Annotated in this window: 16 protein-coding genes; 4 read left to right on the top strand and 12 right to left on the bottom strand. The window is 35.0% G+C overall.

Annotated elements, in window-relative coordinates; genetic code table 11:
• Window positions 1–71 precede the first annotated feature (71 nt).
• From J2772_RS13495 to J2772_RS13470, 6 genes are all read right to left on the bottom strand, one after another.
• Window positions 72–2,465: a 3-hydroxyacyl-CoA dehydrogenase/enoyl-CoA hydratase family protein gene (locus tag J2772_RS13495; RefSeq protein ID WP_209917492.1), complete on the bottom strand. Its 2,394-nt coding sequence runs from the start codon at window positions 2,463–2,465 to the stop codon at window positions 72–74.
• A 54-nt stretch (window positions 2,466–2,519) separates the two neighbouring features.
• Window positions 2,520–2,972, bottom strand: coding sequence for a MarR family winged helix-turn-helix transcriptional regulator (locus tag J2772_RS13490; RefSeq protein WP_045502437.1), 453 nt, complete (start codon window positions 2,970–2,972; stop codon window positions 2,520–2,522).
• Window positions 2,973–3,137: 165 nt separating this feature from the next.
• A complete protein-coding gene (locus J2772_RS13485) occupies window positions 3,138–4,061 on the bottom strand; it encodes an ABC transporter ATP-binding protein (protein WP_209917490.1) in 924 nt (307 codons plus the stop codon).
• A 104-nt stretch (window positions 4,062–4,165) separates the two neighbouring features.
• Window positions 4,166–4,543, bottom strand: a complete 378-nt coding sequence (locus J2772_RS13480) for a GxxExxY protein (protein ID WP_209917488.1) — start codon at window positions 4,541–4,543, stop codon at window positions 4,166–4,168.
• Between the two features lie 537 nt (window positions 4,544–5,080).
• The gene (locus tag J2772_RS13475) at window positions 5,081–6,052 is read right to left on the bottom strand and encodes an iron ABC transporter permease (RefSeq protein ID WP_209917486.1); all 972 of its coding nucleotides are present in this window, start codon (window positions 6,050–6,052) and stop codon (window positions 5,081–5,083) included.
• Window positions 6,053–6,072: 20 nt separating this feature from the next.
• Window positions 6,073–6,636, bottom strand: coding sequence for a TlpA family protein disulfide reductase (locus J2772_RS13470; RefSeq protein WP_209917484.1), 564 nt, complete (start codon window positions 6,634–6,636; stop codon window positions 6,073–6,075).
• Window positions 6,637–6,668: 32 nt separating this feature from the next.
• On the opposite strand from J2772_RS13470, the gene J2772_RS13465 reads away from it, so the two are divergent.
• Together J2772_RS13465 and J2772_RS13460 are read left to right on the top strand one after the other, a co-directional pair.
• Window positions 6,669–7,793 (top strand): ferredoxin--NADP reductase, encoded by a 1,125-nt coding sequence (locus J2772_RS13465; RefSeq protein ID WP_209917482.1) that lies wholly within the window; start codon window positions 6,669–6,671, stop codon window positions 7,791–7,793.
• Window positions 7,794–7,849: 56 nt separating this feature from the next.
• Window positions 7,850–8,407, top strand: coding sequence for a vancomycin high temperature exclusion protein (locus tag J2772_RS13460; protein WP_410492580.1), 558 nt, complete (start codon window positions 7,850–7,852; stop codon window positions 8,405–8,407).
• Here J2772_RS13460 and J2772_RS13455 read toward each other — a convergent pair.
• Complete coding sequence (locus J2772_RS13455; protein WP_209917477.1) at window positions 8,404–11,010, bottom strand: BamA/TamA family outer membrane protein; 2,607 nt, start codon at window positions 11,008–11,010, stop codon at window positions 8,404–8,406. The genes J2772_RS13460 and J2772_RS13455 overlap by 4 nt on opposite strands.
• Between J2772_RS13455 and J2772_RS13450 the strand changes: the two genes are divergently transcribed.
• Entirely contained in the window at window positions 10,996–11,721 is a 726-nt protein-coding gene (locus tag J2772_RS13450; RefSeq protein WP_209917475.1) for a TrmH family RNA methyltransferase, read from the top strand. The two genes, J2772_RS13455 and J2772_RS13450, sit on opposite strands and share 15 nt — an antisense overlap.
• Before the next feature lie 48 nt (window positions 11,722–11,769).
• Here J2772_RS13450 and J2772_RS13445 read toward each other — a convergent pair whose 3' ends face one another.
• The 5 genes from J2772_RS13445 to porQ all read right to left on the bottom strand — a co-directional run bounded on the left by J2772_RS13445 (window position 11,770) and on the right by porQ (window position 14,845).
• Entirely contained in the window at window positions 11,770–12,267 is a 498-nt protein-coding gene (locus J2772_RS13445) for a phosphoribosyl-ATP pyrophosphatase (RefSeq protein WP_209917473.1), read from the bottom strand.
• Between the two features lie 3 nt (window positions 12,268–12,270).
• Window positions 12,271–12,579: a phage holin family protein gene (locus J2772_RS13440; protein ID WP_209917471.1), complete on the bottom strand. Its 309-nt coding sequence runs from the start codon at window positions 12,577–12,579 to the stop codon at window positions 12,271–12,273.
• A gap of 80 nt (window positions 12,580–12,659) precedes the next feature.
• Window positions 12,660–13,010, bottom strand: a complete 351-nt coding sequence (locus tag J2772_RS13435) for a YtxH domain-containing protein (RefSeq protein WP_045496352.1) — start codon at window positions 13,008–13,010, stop codon at window positions 12,660–12,662.
• 95 nt (window positions 13,011–13,105) lie between these two features.
• A complete protein-coding gene (cmk, locus tag J2772_RS13430) occupies window positions 13,106–13,780 on the bottom strand; it encodes a (d)CMP kinase (protein WP_209917469.1) in 675 nt (224 codons plus the stop codon).
• Between the two features lie 72 nt (window positions 13,781–13,852).
• A complete protein-coding gene (gene porQ / locus J2772_RS13425) occupies window positions 13,853–14,845 on the bottom strand; it encodes a type IX secretion system protein PorQ (protein WP_209917467.1) in 993 nt (330 codons plus the stop codon).
• Between the two features lie 167 nt (window positions 14,846–15,012).
• Here porQ and pyrH point away from each other — a divergent pair, with 167 nt between their 5' ends.
• On the top strand, window positions 15,013–15,720 hold the full coding sequence (gene pyrH, locus J2772_RS13420; RefSeq protein ID WP_089734180.1) for a UMP kinase: 708 nt from the start codon (window positions 15,013–15,015) through the stop codon (window positions 15,718–15,720).
• The last annotated feature ends 8 nt before the right edge of the window (window positions 15,721–15,728 follow it).

Here is a 15,728-nt window from a genome sequence, read left to right as displayed (position 1 = left end):
TCGCCTCTACGAGGCTCTGATTTTTTATATTATTCGTTTCTATTAACAGTTCGCTCCTACGGAGCTCCCCGTTAGTTTCTCAATGGTTTTCCGTTCTGTAACATATACTGAATTCTCTCCAAAGTTTTTCTTTCACCACAAAGCTGAAGGAACGTTTCTCTTTCAAGATTCAATAGATATTGCTCAGTAACCACTGTTGGTTCAGATAAGTTTCCACCTACCATTACGTTAGCTAGTTTATCGGCAATTTTCTTATCGTGGGCGGAAATGAAGTTTCCTGTTAACATCTGGTCTGTTCCTACGTAGAACATCCCAAGGGCATCTTTACCAAGAACTTTTACTTTTTGCTCGATAGGTTGAGTATAACCTTGTTCCGCTAATAGTTTTGCTACTTTTTTAGCTTCTGCAATCTGTCTGTTTTTGCTTACAGAAACGATGTCTTTACCTTTTTCAAGAATTCCCATATCGTAAGCTTCATAAGCTGATGTAGCTACTTTACCCATAGCAATGTTCATGAAAGCATCACGAAGTCTGTTATTCTTCACATCATCACTGTGGAATTCTCTGGAAGTTCTTAAAGTAAGTTCTTTAGTACCACCACCACCAGGAATTACACCCACTCCGGTTTCAACCAGTCCAATGTATGTTTCTGCTGCTGCAACCACTCTGTCTGCGTGCATTGTCATTTCACATCCACCTCCTAAAGTCATTCCGTGAGGAGCAACTACAACAGGAATAGAGGAGTAGCGTACTCTCATCATCGATTTCTGGAAGTAAGCAATAGCCATATTCAAATCATCCCAATCCTGCTCAATAGCCATCATAAGGATCATTGCAAGGTTAGCTCCTACAGAGAAATTTGCCCCTTGGTTTCCTACTACTAATCCGTCGTATTCTTTTTCAGCTAAATCAATAGCTCTGTTTAGTCCATCTAAAACTTCGCCTCCAAGAGAATTCATTTTGGAACGGATCTCGAAGTTGATGATACCATCACCTAAATCTAAAATAGCAGCACCTGAATTACTCCAAAGTGTTTTGTTTTTTCTGATGTTATCAAGGATAATGAAAGCATCCTGTCCAGGGATCTTGTTGTATGCTCCTGAATTTTTATCCACATAAATGCTTTGACCTTCATCATTAACTTTGTAGAATGTTTCTACATTTTTAACCCATTCAGAAACTTCGTAGCCGGCATCTTTAGCTAATTCAATACCTTTCTGAACACCTACGGCATCCCAGATTTCAAATGGACCGTTTTCCCATCCGAAACCAGCTCTCATAGCGTCGTCGATTTTGTAAACTTCGTCAGAAATTTCCGGAACTTTATGAGAAACATAAGCGAATAATGCTCCTAATGACTTTCTGTATAGTTCACCAGCTTTATCTTTACCACCAATTAATACCTTGAATCTGTCGATTGGCTTATCAATGGATTTTGTTAATTCTAAAGTAGGGAATGAAGATTTTCCTTGAAGTTCATATTCCAAAGTATCAAGATTCAATCCGTGAATTTCAGATTTACCCTCTGCGTTTTTCACTTTTTTATAGAATCCCTGCTCAGTTTTTGAGCCTAACCATTTATTATCCATCATTTTCTGGATATAGGCAGGAAGAGCAAATACATCGTTAAAGTCATTGGCTTCAGCACCGCTTTGACGAACACCGTTGGCTACCATTACTAATGTATCAAGACCTACAACGTCAGCTGTTCTGAAAGTAGCCGATTTTGGACGTCCGATTACAGGACCTGTTAATTTATCAACGTCAGAAACGGTAAGTCCTAATTTCTGTACATTGTGAAGAAGATCCATCATAGAGAATACCCCAATTCTGTTTGCGATGAAAGCAGGAGTATCTTTTGCTAAAACGGTAGTTTTACCTAGGAATTTAGCTCCATAATTCATGTAGAAATCAATGATTTCCGGATCTGTATCATTTGTTGGAATAATCTCAAGAAGAGGCAGATATCTTACCGGGTTGAAGAAGTGAGTTCCTGCAAAGTATTTTTTGAAATCTTCGCTTCTTCCTTCTGTTAAAAAGTGAATTGGAATCCCAGAAGTATTGGAAGAAATTAATGTTCCCGGTTTTCTGAACTGTTCTATTTTTTCGTATACAGACTTTTTGATATCAAGTCTTTCAACAACTACTTCAATAATCCAGTCAGTATTTTTAATTTTTGGTAAATCATCGTCAAAGTTTCCTACTTTGATTCTGTCTGCGAACTTTGGTGAATAAAGAAGTGCAGGACTTGCTTTTTTAAGTTTTTCGAAGTTTTCAGTAGCAATTCTGTTTCTTACTACCTTATCTTCTTTGGTCAAACCTTTCTTCTGTTCAGCTTCAGTCAATTCAAAGGGAACAATATCCAAAAGTGACACTTCCACACCAATGTTGGCGAAGTGAGCTGCGATACCGCTACCCATAATTCCTGAACCAAGAACCGTTACATGTTTGATTCTTCTTTTCATATCTAATTTTTTATTATTTATAAGGTTATACGAACCATACGGTTTTACTATAATTTACTTTCTGTTGTTTAAAAGCTCATTGGCTATTTTCATGATCTCAGTCATCACATCCTTAAAAGTGTCCATTTTTTCCGGGCTAATTTTTTCCATTACCTTTTTATTAAAGTTGACAACAACTTCTTTGGACATGTTTCTGGAGTTTAATCCTTTATCTGTAAGTTTGATAATCACCTCTCTTTTATCAGTGGTGGTTTTCTCCTTATAGATATATCCGTTATCTTCCAGAAGTTTAATGATTCTTGTGAGGGAAGTGGGTTCTATGGCCATTTTAGGTCCAAGATTTGTACTTCGCGTACCTTCTTTGGGATCAATTTTAAGAAGGGTGAGGGCTTGTACTGCTGTGGAATCGTGTTCCTGAGCCAATTCTGTGTACATTTTAGAAACAGCCAGCCAGGTCTGTTTTAAAATTAAATCTACGTTTTCTATTTTTTCCTTATTATTATCCATCATTTTTGCGCCAATGGTTTTATCCAAATTTAGTAAATATTATGCATGCATAATATTTATTAACGTTAAATTTTGTTAATAATCTGATAGTTAGTGTTTTAAATTGTATGATTAGCATAATACTATGCATGCATAGTATGTGGAATAATCAAAGAAAACTATTGATTAGTAAATGTTTCCAATGAAATTTATGATTTCTTCGAAGGATTCGCATTGTTGTTTCTGGGATTCATTAGTAATCACCCAAAAACTGTTCTGATATTCAAAACTAAGAGAAGAAAGGTCTTTCGAGAAGTTTTTCTGAAGCAAAGAATAGAGCATTTCCTTCTGAACCTGTGGTGCAGAGATGTGTGGCGGAATAAAACTCTCGTGTATTTGAAATAATGAAGGGTTGGTAAGTTCATCATGTTGCAGTAATACATCTTCCACAATTCCTGTATAAAGCTGAGAGTCTTTCACGTACCATATTTTATCGGCAAATTCTTTGGCCAGACGCCAGTCGTGTGAAGAAAACAGAATGATTTTGTTTTGTCCCTTAGCCAGCTTTCTCAGGGCTTTCAGAATAATGATCTTATTTTTTTCATCCAAATGGGTAGTTGGTTCATCCAGAATAATAACAGGGGAGTTTTGGGTAATAGCACGGCCAATAAATGCTTTTTGAAGGTTTCCATCCGAAAGATTCTTAAGAAGTGTGTATTTGTATTGTCCCAGATCTAACTCTTCAATGATATTGGCCACCTCTTCACGATCTTCTTTCTTCAATTCAAAATAAAAAGGGTAGTAGATGTATTTCCCTAAAGAGATAAGATCTTCCACTGTATAATGCTGCGGAATCACCGATTTTGAAAAAACAATAGCAATATTTTCTGCAATTTCTTTTACAGAAAGCTTTTTTACATTCTTACCATTTATTAATATTTCTCCATCCAGTAAAGGGGTCTGATGAAGAATTGATTTGATTAAAGTTGTTTTTCCCACTCCATTATTTCCAATCAGTAAACATACATCACCAAGCTTCAATTCTGCATTAGCATTTGAAATTAATGTTTTATTATATCCGATATTGGCTTGTTTGATATGTAGGTGCATATTTGATGTTGGATAAAAAGCAAAGTTGCTAATTGTTTTTTGCAAAAATACTGTTTTAAGGCACAATGAATTTGACTTTGTCAAATTTTTATATTGTTTTTAATTTATAAATGATTGACAACTCTTGTGACTCCATTTTTAAAAACATCTGATTGAAAATTGAGTAACATTCCTAGTTTGCAATGAGTCATTTTCAAATACGTTAAAAGTTGAGCTTTATGAATTGGACTGATAAAGTCTACTGTTTTTATTTCTAAGATGACTTTGTTTTCTATTATTATATCGAGTCTGAAGGCATTTTCAATTTTCAAATCCTCATAAATAATAGGAAGAAGCTTTTGTTTCTCCACCAAGAATCCTGATTTTGTTAGTTCGTAGAACATGCATTCTTCATATACGTGTTCAAATAGGCCTGATCCAAGCTTTTTATGAATTTTTAAACCTGCTTCAAAAACAATTTTTGATAATTCATTTTCTATCATTTGTTGTGTTTTATACTTAATAAATATAAGGATTGTTGGATAAACGCAAGGGCGCAAAGATTTATCATAATATAGCGCATATTTTAAGGCGCAAGAAAATCAAAGATTTTCAGCAAGCGTGAGTGTAGAGTTTTAAATTTAAATCTAAGTATTCAATTTTATCGGAGATAAAATCTTTGCGCCTTAAAGCATGATGTAGGTAAAACAACTTGCGTCTTTGCGATTATCAACAAAAACTACATTTTATTTTAAGAGTATAAATAAGTTCACATGGATTTCAAATAGAGGACCTATTTTCTATCATTTGTTGTGCTTTATACTTATTATAAGGAATGTTGGATAAGTACAAAGGCGCAAAGATTTATCATAATATAGTACATATTTTTAAGGCGCAAGAAATCAAAGATTTTCAACAAGCGTGAGTGTAGAGTTTTAAATTTAAATCTAAGTATTCAATTTTATCGGAGATAAAATCTTTGCGCCTTAAAGCATGATGTAGGTAAAACAACTTGCGTCTTTGCGTTTACCTAACAAAAACTAAACTTTATTCTGTTTCAAAAGCATTAACAAGATCACAGGAATTCCAAATACAGAACTTATCACATTCAGAGGGATCTGGGTTTTTTCTGCAATAACAGAAAAAAATAACATAATTAGCATTCCCAGGAACATATTTAAGATCCATTGTTGCCATAGTTTTGAAGGATTATAGATTAACCGGCAAAAGTGAGGAACAATAATTCCAATAAACAGGATAGGCCCTAAAAAAGCGGTAATAGATGCGGAAAGTAGGGAAGAAGCTACTATTATTAAAAGCTTTAAATGCTTTAGATTAACTCCCAAGCTCTGAGCATATGACGTGCCCAGAGAATTTCCTATTAATGGTTTTATAGACCTGAAACAGAAAAATAATCCTATCAATACTAAGATAGATAAAACATAAATCTGATTTCTTGTGACCATATTATTAGCCCCAAAAGACCATAGAATATAGTTTTTCAGACTTTGATTTTCTGCATAAAACTGTAATAGAGAAACGATAGCTCCGGCAAAAGCTGACACCAGAAATCCGAAAATAATCAGATAAGATTTATCCTGAAATTTATGAGACATAGATAGCAGGATCAGCATCAATAATAAACTTCCTCCAATAGCTGATAGGCTCAGAAAACTGTTTTGCAGAAATTCCGGGATCAGGATATTATGAGAGAAGAAAATATAAAATGTTACCGATAAGCTGGCAACAGAGGTGATTCCAAGAATGTCAGGTCCGGCTAATGGATTTTGAAAATATTCCTGCATCAGGAAACCTGAAGTTGGAATTGAAATTCCGGCCAGCAACATAACAAGAACCCTGTTAATACGGATTTCAGCGATTTGACTTTGTGCAGAATCCTGAAAGAAATCCTGAAGGCTTAAACTCAAAAATCCTGTGTTCAGATTAACAATTGCGCCTCCAATGATTGCAATGGCCAACAATAAACACAGGATCTTAAATCTTTTTGACATGATTCAGAAAGATGTATATTTTATTTTAGAAAAGCATCAATTTTAGAGTTTAATGCTTCCTCAGTCATCATTCCTAAAAATTCATCTGTTTTATCTCCTTTTCTCATGAAAGTAAAAGGAATGGAACCACCATCCCACTGTTTAAAGTTTTTGGAAAAGAAATTTGGATCCAGTTTTTGTCCATCCAATAAAATGACATTAGTTCCAAGATTGTTTTCTATCACAAAATCTTTCACAGCAGTATCCCAATCTGCCCTGTCATCAAGGTTTACGAAGGTAAACTTTACAGGTTTATCTTTTAATTCCTGCATTTTATTTTTAAAACTTGGAATTTCTCTGATGCATGGGCCACACCATGTTGCAAAAAAATTGGTAACATATAAAGTGTCATTATTTTTAGCTAAGTGCTGACCTACATTTTCAGGAGAAAGTTCTTTAGGAATATATGTAGCCGTTTGATCCGGTGTATTTTGGGTTACAGCTACTGAATCTGTAGCCGTAGTACCATCTTCTGTTTTTGAAGCTTCTTTTTTACAGCTGTAAAGAGCAGTAAGGATCAACGTGGATAAAATTATCTTCTTCATAAATTATTTTTTATCTATTTTTGAATTGAAGTATGGAACAACAAATCTATAAAGGGAAACTGATACAGTTTCATCCGTTAAAAATAGCGAAAAAGGTAGAGCTGACCAAAAATACTTTTTCTCTGGAGTTCGATATTCCGGAGAATTTGAAAGAAAACTTTAAGTTTGATGCCGGGCAGTTCGTTAGTGTTAAATTTCAATCGCATGGGGAAGAGGTTATTAATGATTACTCGATGACTTCTGCTCCTTATGAAGGGAAAATATGTCTGGGAATCAAGATTAATTCTCCTGACGGAGCTACTTCTCAGCTGTTTCAAAACTACAGTGAAGGTGATGAGTTAATGATAAGTGAACCTGCAGGCAGATTTACGATTGTATCTAAGCCCAGTGAGTTCAGAACAATTGTTGCTTTTGCTGCCGGTATTGGAATTACACCTATTTTAAGCCATTTCAAGAATATTCTTCATAACGAACCCAGAACAAGGCTGTTTTTATTTTTTGGAAATAAAAACTCAGAAGAACTTATTTACAGAGACCAGCTGGATAACCTTGCCAGAACCTGTGGAGACAGACTTCAGATTTTTTACTTCTTTTCACAGGAGAAAACGGCCGATCAGTTTTTCTTTGGGCGGCTGGATGAGAAGAAATTAAACTTAATTATCAATCAAATTCTTCATTTGGATGACACTGATGAAGAATCTACCATTTGGGATGCTGTGGATGAAGTGTTGATCTGCGGAAAAGGAGAGATGATTAAAACTTTGGCAAACGCTTGTTACCATCACGGGATTCTGAAAAGAAATATTCATTTTGAACTTTTTGAAGAATATAATGATGATATTTATCCTGTAGAAAAAGAATTTCCATTGATTGAAAATATAGAGGTGGAATTTACGATGCTAGGAAAGAAATATGCAACTCAACTCCCTGATAATAAGGGTAGAATCCTACAGCAACTTTTGCTTCAGAAATTTCCGGTTCCTTATTCATGCAAATCAGGAATCTGCGGAAGTTGTGAATGTTCTTTAGAAGAAGGTGAAGTGGAACTGCTGGAGAATGAGTATCTTACCGAGAAAGAGGAAAGGCAGGGACATATATTAGCTTGCATGTCAATAGTGAAAAGTAAAAAAATAAAGCTTAACTTTGATCTTAGTTGAGAATTATTAGGAACATATTTAACTTGAGTTTTATATCATTAGAATTAGGAATTTTAATGATATGTTTCTGTAATGTGTGGGTTTTCGGACTCACCAACGGACGTACCTATACCAAAATTTCAAAAATCCCGCCAAGGGAAGTAGCCTTAGTGCTGGGAACTTCTCCAAAGATGAGATCAGGTCTTTCCAATCCTTATTTTACCAAAAGGATGGATGCTGCAGCTCTTCTTTATCACCATGGAAAAATCAAGAAAATTATTGTAAGTGGGGAGAAAAGTAAAGGTTACAATGAACCTGCTGCAATGAAAAACTATCTAATCTATCAGGAAGGTGTTCCTGAAGATATTATTGTTGAAGATCCGAAAGGTTTTAACACTTACAAAAGTATTCTTCGTTGTAAAGATGTTTATAAGAAGAAAAATGTCATTATTGTTTCTCAGGGATACCATAACCTCCGCGCTTTATTTTTTGCAAGAAATAATGATATGAATGCGCTGGGTTTTGATGCGCAGGACGTAACGAAGCCTGAAAGTTTCTACAGAAATCAGGCGAGGGAAATCCTCGCCCGTGTTATTGCTGTAGTGTATTTTATTTTGGGAGTTTCTCCGGATTAGAAAGGATATCCGAAAGCAAAGTTAATGGTTGGTTTGAAAGGCTGTAACGTTTTGAATCTCCAGCGGTCACCTTCTGGCTTATTAGGGTCAAAGATCTTATAAGCAAAATCTAATCTCAGGGTGATATAGGCTACATTTATTCTTAAGCCGAATCCGCTACCAATACCCATTTGTCCTAAGAACTTATTGAACCTGAATTCATCCTGATGAGCATCATTATGGTTACGAAGGCTCCATGTGTTTCCTATATCCGTAAATAAGGCTCCTTCATACATACTATTAAAAGGAATTCTGTACTCAATATTGGTTGTCAGTTTTACATCATTGGTCATGTAAGCACGTATTCTTTCATCTACCTGGGAAGCGGCAGGACCCAACCCTCCGAATGCCACCCAAGCTCTGATATCATTAGAACCTCCATTGAAATAAGATTTGATGATCGGCATGTCTTTGGAGTTTCCGTACGGAATACCCACCCCAATAAATTGACGAAGAACCAAAGTCTGGTTGCCATTGAATTTGAAATACTTTCTTGTATCAATATCAAACTTTACGAATTGAGCATAAGGAATACCAAAAATTGTTTTTTGTGGTGCTGTAACAATTCCTCCGTCATTACTTTTCTTATTGAATAAACTTAGGATATTACCGGCAAGTTCCACTTTACCATTAAAATAAAATGCATTAGGATAATCTTTTTTCCCAATTTCATTATAAACAAAATTGTAGATCATAGAAGAAATAAAGACATCTTCCGTCTGTCTTTCTTTATTAATAAGACTTCCTCTGAATGTTGTTAATAGATCTAAACCTTGTTCATTAAGAGAAGCACGATATTTAGGATCATTAATGATTTGCTCGGAAGCACTGTCTATGGTAAGCTCACCGGCTTTTATTTTTTCATCAAGAGTAGGCCCTGGATAATGAGCGGAATAGTCAGCAAATATTGCTTTTCTTACCACTTCATCGTTAACGAAGTAATCATAATAGGCACTTTTATTTTTTGTTAAACTGATTTGTGTATTAAATAAGGTAAGCTTATGATATACCAAATCATTTACCGTTGCCTGGTAATTTAATCCGGTGTTAAAGTTAACCCTTCCCAGACCAATATTATTCTGTATAGATGCTCCCAACAGAATAGATGAAGTAGGGGTATACCTTTTAGGAATGAATTTATAATAATTAAACGGCAACAGCAATCTTGGGAAGTTCAGGGATGCCTGAGCTGATATTTCATATGCTAATACTCTCTTATCAGTATTTTCCGTGCTTGCAATAGATCCAAATGTACCGGAAAGGCTGGTAGAAAGGTTTTCTGCCCCTTTGAAAAGATTTCGGGTAGTAAGGTCTACAGAAGGAGAGACCCCAAGATTCAGAATCTGGGAATAATTAAGGTCTGTTCCTACTTTAAGCTCATACTTAGGAAGCGGTTTCAAGATATATAAAACATCTACAATACTGTCATTAGGTGCAGTAAAACCACCTTGTCTTAAAGAATCTCTTGCTTTTACAATACTGAAATTGTTCATCGTAAGAAGATTCCTCTTGGTGACGTCCAGCTTCTGCTGATCGTAAGCCTGTTTACTATCTACAATAATGGTTCTCCATAATGATGATGTTCTGTATTTGTCATTCATTTTATGGAATCTGATCCTCCTCAAGCTATCTTTAACTGTATTTTTAGGATAATCATTAACATCATCTACAATAGCAACGTCAATATTGCCGAAAGTAGCCTTTTTATAAGGTCGGTCCAGAGAATCTTTATGAATTTCCAGAGTAACAGGAACTTGTTTCTTGCTTTTTAAGGAGTCAGCAACAAAATACACTTCTTCATTGGTATTGTTGAATTTATAATACCCATATTCTCGCATTAAGTCTGTAATCCTCGTTACTTCCTTTTCAAGAACAGTCTGGTCAAGGATCTTACCTGATCTTACCAATGTTTTATTCAGATGAGCATTGTAAATCTGTTTGATACCTTGGTCCGGAATATTAAAAAAGTAATCTTTAATATAGGTAGGATCATTATGTTTGATGAAATAGTTTACTGTTGCTTTCTTAGAAGCAGAATCTAAATCATGTCTGTATTTCACTTCTGCATCCCAAAACCCTCTGTAAGTCAATCTTTTTTTGATGGACTCTGCACCCTTTTCACTTCTGGTCTGATCTAAAATAACCGGTGGTGAACCCCATGTATGCAATAAACGGTCAAAGAAAAGGTTTTTCCCAACACTGTTTTTCATATTATACTTAATAAATAAAGAGTCCCTCAGTTTCTGATCTCTCATTTCACGAGGATAGGTCATATATTCATTAAAGATTGTGTCATATTTTGGAGTGGCCATATTATAAAACATAAGACCCAATGGCATAAAAAGAACTTGCTTCTTATTAGGCTTCTGCTGAACGTAATCTTTCAGCTCTTCATCAAAAAATTCTTTCTTATCCTCGAATTCAAAATTATTCTTAGTAAGCAGGTAATCACCATCTGGAACTTTTTTTGTGGTACTACAAGCATAAAGGAGACCAACAAATGTTGCAAATGAAATAATTTTATAATATTTTTGAGGAGAATTCTTATAATGCTTACAGCTCATACAATAAAAGTTTTACAATCTTTAGATAAAAAGAAGTTCAGACAAAAATACAATTTGTTTTTGGTTGAAGGTAATAAAATCATTTGTGAACTTTTCAATTCTAACTTTAAAGTTAAAGAAATATTATCAACCGATCCGCAAAAATTGGACCGTACTGATATCCCTATTACCCATATCTCTGAAAATGAGTTAAAAAAAATCAGTTTTCTTAAAACCCCGAAAGATTCTGCTGCCGTGTGCTATCTGGCAGAGGAAGAATCATGGACAGATAAGAAAATACAGCTTGTTTTGGATGGAATACAGGATCCTGGGAATTTGGGAACAATCATCCGGTTGGCAGATTGGTTTGGTATAGAACAGATCATCTGCAGTGAAGATACGGTAGATGTTTATAACCCAAAGGTAATTCAGGCAACAATGGGATCGTTTACAAGAGTAAATATGGTGTATACAGATCTTGTTGAATACCTTTCTAAAACGGAAAATGTAAATATCGGAACAGATATGGATGGAGAAAACATCTATACATTTGAGAAACCTGAAAAAATCAATCTGATTCTTGGAAATGAAGGAAACGGAATGAGACCGGAAACAGAAAAATTATTGCAAAAATGCATCACCATTCCACGATTTGGAAAATCCCAGTCTACAGAAAGCCTGAATGTATCAATGGCGGCCGGAATTATTTTAGGACAATTATTTTCGAAATAAAAAAATTATGGCTTAGAGAATAATTTATATTTCCTAAGCCATAATTCCTTAAATTAACTGTTCCATACTGGAAACACTTTTATTTTTTTGGTATACTTCCAATTTTTTTCTGACATATTTCAGAGCAATAGGAGCGAGGTAAATTAATGCAGCTCCTACCAGTTTATTCTTCCAATTGGAACTTTTCATATTCTTTTTGGCATAGTTACCAATAATAGCAGTAACACCCAACTTAATAATACTATCCGCAATATTCCCCTTGAAGGCCGTACTGGCAAGTCCTACTGCTGTATTTTTACTGATCAGAAGGTCTTTAACCTCTGAAGTAAGTTGCTTGGCAATGATATCCTTTCTCAGAACCACTTTTTCATCACCATCTTCATCTATTTTTTCCTGAAGGTATTGATCGCTTAGACCGTTGGTGAAAGCACTAAGACTTTCTTTTGTATTCTTAAAAGTAAGAAGGTTTTCCAGATCATTAATTTCACCTTGAAGCAGTTTTTTCTTTCTTCTTAGCTCTTCTATGCTTTCGTATTTTCTGCCCATAGCTTAATGATTTAAAAATTTAATAACCTGATCTGCAACTGTATTCACGATTTTGTTTTTGAATGCAATGACGAAAGCCATTACTACAGCATAAAATGCCGCAACAATTAAGAAACCGTACGAGTAATTATCCAATGCCTTGCCAATAAGAAAAGCAATTCCAAAATTGAAAAGGATAATAAAAAAAGCAAAAGCAACAAGCAGTACTACAAAGTAGGTAATGAGCCCGGCAGAAAGGGAAGACTTTTCTGTAGCTTCTATTTTCAGAAGGTCTATTCTCTTGGAGGCGTATTCTTTAATAGTTTCTATCATTGTTTTTTTTTAAAGTTACAAAAAAAGGAACTTTCGCACAAAAGTTCCTTTCTGTAATTTACTTAAAAAAGATAAATTACTTATGATTTAAGATCGTTCAGTTCCGCTTCTACATCTTTTACTACATCCGCTGTTTTAGAAACAATCTGATCTTTGTATTTGTCATATCCGTCTTTCACAGTATGTGCTACGTTATTAGCTGTTTCTTTAAAAGTAGAAGAAATATTGCCATATTGATCTTTTACTTTTTCAGAAACCTCTCCGTATTTGTCTTTTGCCTGATCCTTCAGATCATTGGCTTTATTTCTGATTTTTTTTCTTGTTTCTTTTCCTTCTTCCGGTGCATATAACATTCCTAAGATTACACCTGCTGCAGCACCTGCAAGAAGTCCCGCTAATATACCTGCTGTATTTTTTCCGTTTTTAGACATTTTAAGTTTTTTAATAGTTAATAATAGATTAGTTTTTACACTAGTAAAACTTACAATTTGTATACCAAAGGAGACTCTATGCCTATTAAAAATTGTTAAATCTTTTCGATGTAAGAAAGAATCAGTTCTATGGTTTCTTCTTTAGTAAGCTCAGAGTTATCAATTACCGTAGCATCATCAGCCTGCTTCAATGGTGCTATTTCACGTTCACTGTCGATCTTGTCTCTTTCAATGAGGTTTTGCTTTACCTGATCTTTATCTGCTTCAATTCCCAGTCCTTTTAATTCCAGAAATCTTCTGTTGGTTCTTTCATCTATGCTGGCAGTAAGAAAGAATTTATAGTCCGCATTTGGCAGAACTACTGTCCCTATGTCACGTCCATCCATAATGACACCTCCTTTTTCTGCGATAGAACGTTGAGATTGTAATAAATAATCTCTCACTTCTTTTTGCTTAGCTACAAGGCTTACATTATCAGAAACTTCATGGGTGCGGATTTTCTTAGAAATATCTACATTATTAAGATAAAGAACAAGTGTTCCATCATTATTTTTAAATTCAAGATGAATTTGATCTAAAGATGAAAATAAAGAGTTCAGATTAATCCTGCCTTCTTCATTCAGACAATGTTGCAGAGCAAACCAGGTAACTCCTCTGTAAAGCGCTCCTGTATCCATATGAATAAGTCCTAGCTTATCAGCAATGATTTTGGAGATAGAACTTTTTCCGGTAGACGAGTACCCATCGATAGCTATTACAGGTTTTTTCATACTGCAAATTTCAAGATTTTTTTTAGAAAATCAAGAACTAATAAGAAATTTTAAGAGGTATTTAAGATTTTTTTATTCTCCTCTGTGGCTGGAAAGGTCCATGGAAATCCCTATCTGATTGACGTTCGAGGAGTTGTGGTATCTTATGTGAGCATAATCTATACGAAATCTTGAAACTTTAATTCCGAATCCGCCGGAAAGTCCTGAAAAGTTTCTTTGATCTGCCACAGCAAGTTCATTTCCTCTTTTTACATTATACCCCAATCTGATATTAAAGTTTTTTTCAGGGAATAATTCTGCCCCTAAAGAGAAGTGATCTGCAATTTTTCTGCCTGCCTTCACTTCCTGACCATCCTTATTATATTCTGATGAAATATTAAATTGCTGAAGATCGTGTGCCGTAATGGTTATGGCAAGAGGGAAGTTTTTCAATATTCTTGTATATCCCACATCCACTCTGAATGGAAGATTTTCACGGGTTCCGTTGAATGATTTCAGCTGGAAACCAAAGTTTCTCAATACAAGGGAAAGAACTTCTTTGTTCTTTTTATTATGATACGTAATTCCGGCAGTTCCTGAGATTGCCGAAGAAGTATAGTTGTCTATTTTTGAGGTAATGAAGTTTAATCCTCCACCAATGGTCCAGTCTTCTTCAAACTGGTAAGCATATCCGGCGCCGATAGCAACATCGGAAGCCTTATATTCTCCGTCCTGAAAACCACTTTCATCAGTTCTCGGAATACTTCCATAGCTCATATACCTGGCATTGATAGTGGCCATGTGACCATTTTCAAAGTCTTTGGCATAAGCAATGGTTCCGTATTTGGAGTCGGCAAGATAAGCGGTAGCGTTAACAGAAAGCTGTTTATCTGAATCTTTGTTTAACAGGGCCGGGTTTGCAATAGCAAAGGAAACATCATAATCTCTTATCGAAATTGCATCTCCACCCAAGGCTGCCTGTCTTGCAGATACAGGTACATTTAAGAACGGATACACATTTGTTCCTGTTTGCGCATAAGAAACAATTCCTGATAGAAATAATGAAAAAATGATAATTTTCTTCAACTCAATTTATAATTAATGCAAAAATAATCCTTTTTCGTACTTTTCAAAATATTTCTTACATTATTTCTAATTAAATATTTTTCTTTTACCAATATTTTTAATGATTATATTTGCAAAATCAAATTTTGGGGAAACCCATTCTAATAAAAGCTTATTAAAAATAAAAGATGAAATATAAAAGAATCCTTCTAAAACTTAGTGGTGAGGCCTTAATGGGGAACAGACAGTACGGTATTGACAACGAAAGACTGCAGGAATATGCTGCGGAGATCAAAAAAGTAGTTGAAAGAGGCTGTGAAGTAGCGATCGTCATTGGAGGAGGAAATATTTTCCGTGGTGTTGCAGGGGCTGCTAAAGGAATGGACAGAGTACAGGGAGACTACATGGGAATGTTAGCCACTGTAATCAATGGTATGGCATTACAGGGTGCATTGGAGGATGCTGGTATCAAGACAAGACTTCAGTCTGCGATTGAAATGGATAAAGTAGCTGAACCTTTCATCAAAAGAAGAGCGGTAAGACACCTTGAAAAAGGGAGAGTAGTGATCTTCGGTGCAGGAACAGGAAACCCTTATTTTACAACAGATACAGCAGCAACATTGAGAGCAATTGAAATTGGGGCAGATGTAATTCTTAAAGGAACAAGAGTAGACGGAATTTATGACAGCGATCCCGAGAAGAATGCTGATGCAGTAAAATATAACTCATTATCTTTCGACGAAGTATTTGAGAAAAACCTTAAGGTAATGGATATGACTGCCTTTACTTTGAGCCACGAGAATAAATTACCTATCATTGTATTCGATATGAATAAAGATGGAAATTTAGTGAAAATTGTGGATGGGGAAAATGTAGGTACTCTAGTTGATTTATAATCAGATAT

It is taken from the genome of Chryseobacterium jejuense, from assembly GCF_017877355.1.
GTDB classification, from domain to species: domain Bacteria; phylum Bacteroidota; class Bacteroidia; order Flavobacteriales; family Weeksellaceae; genus Chryseobacterium; species Chryseobacterium jejuense_A.
Note: the sequence above shows the minus strand (reverse complement) of the source record. Positions and strands in the feature narration are given on the sequence as shown.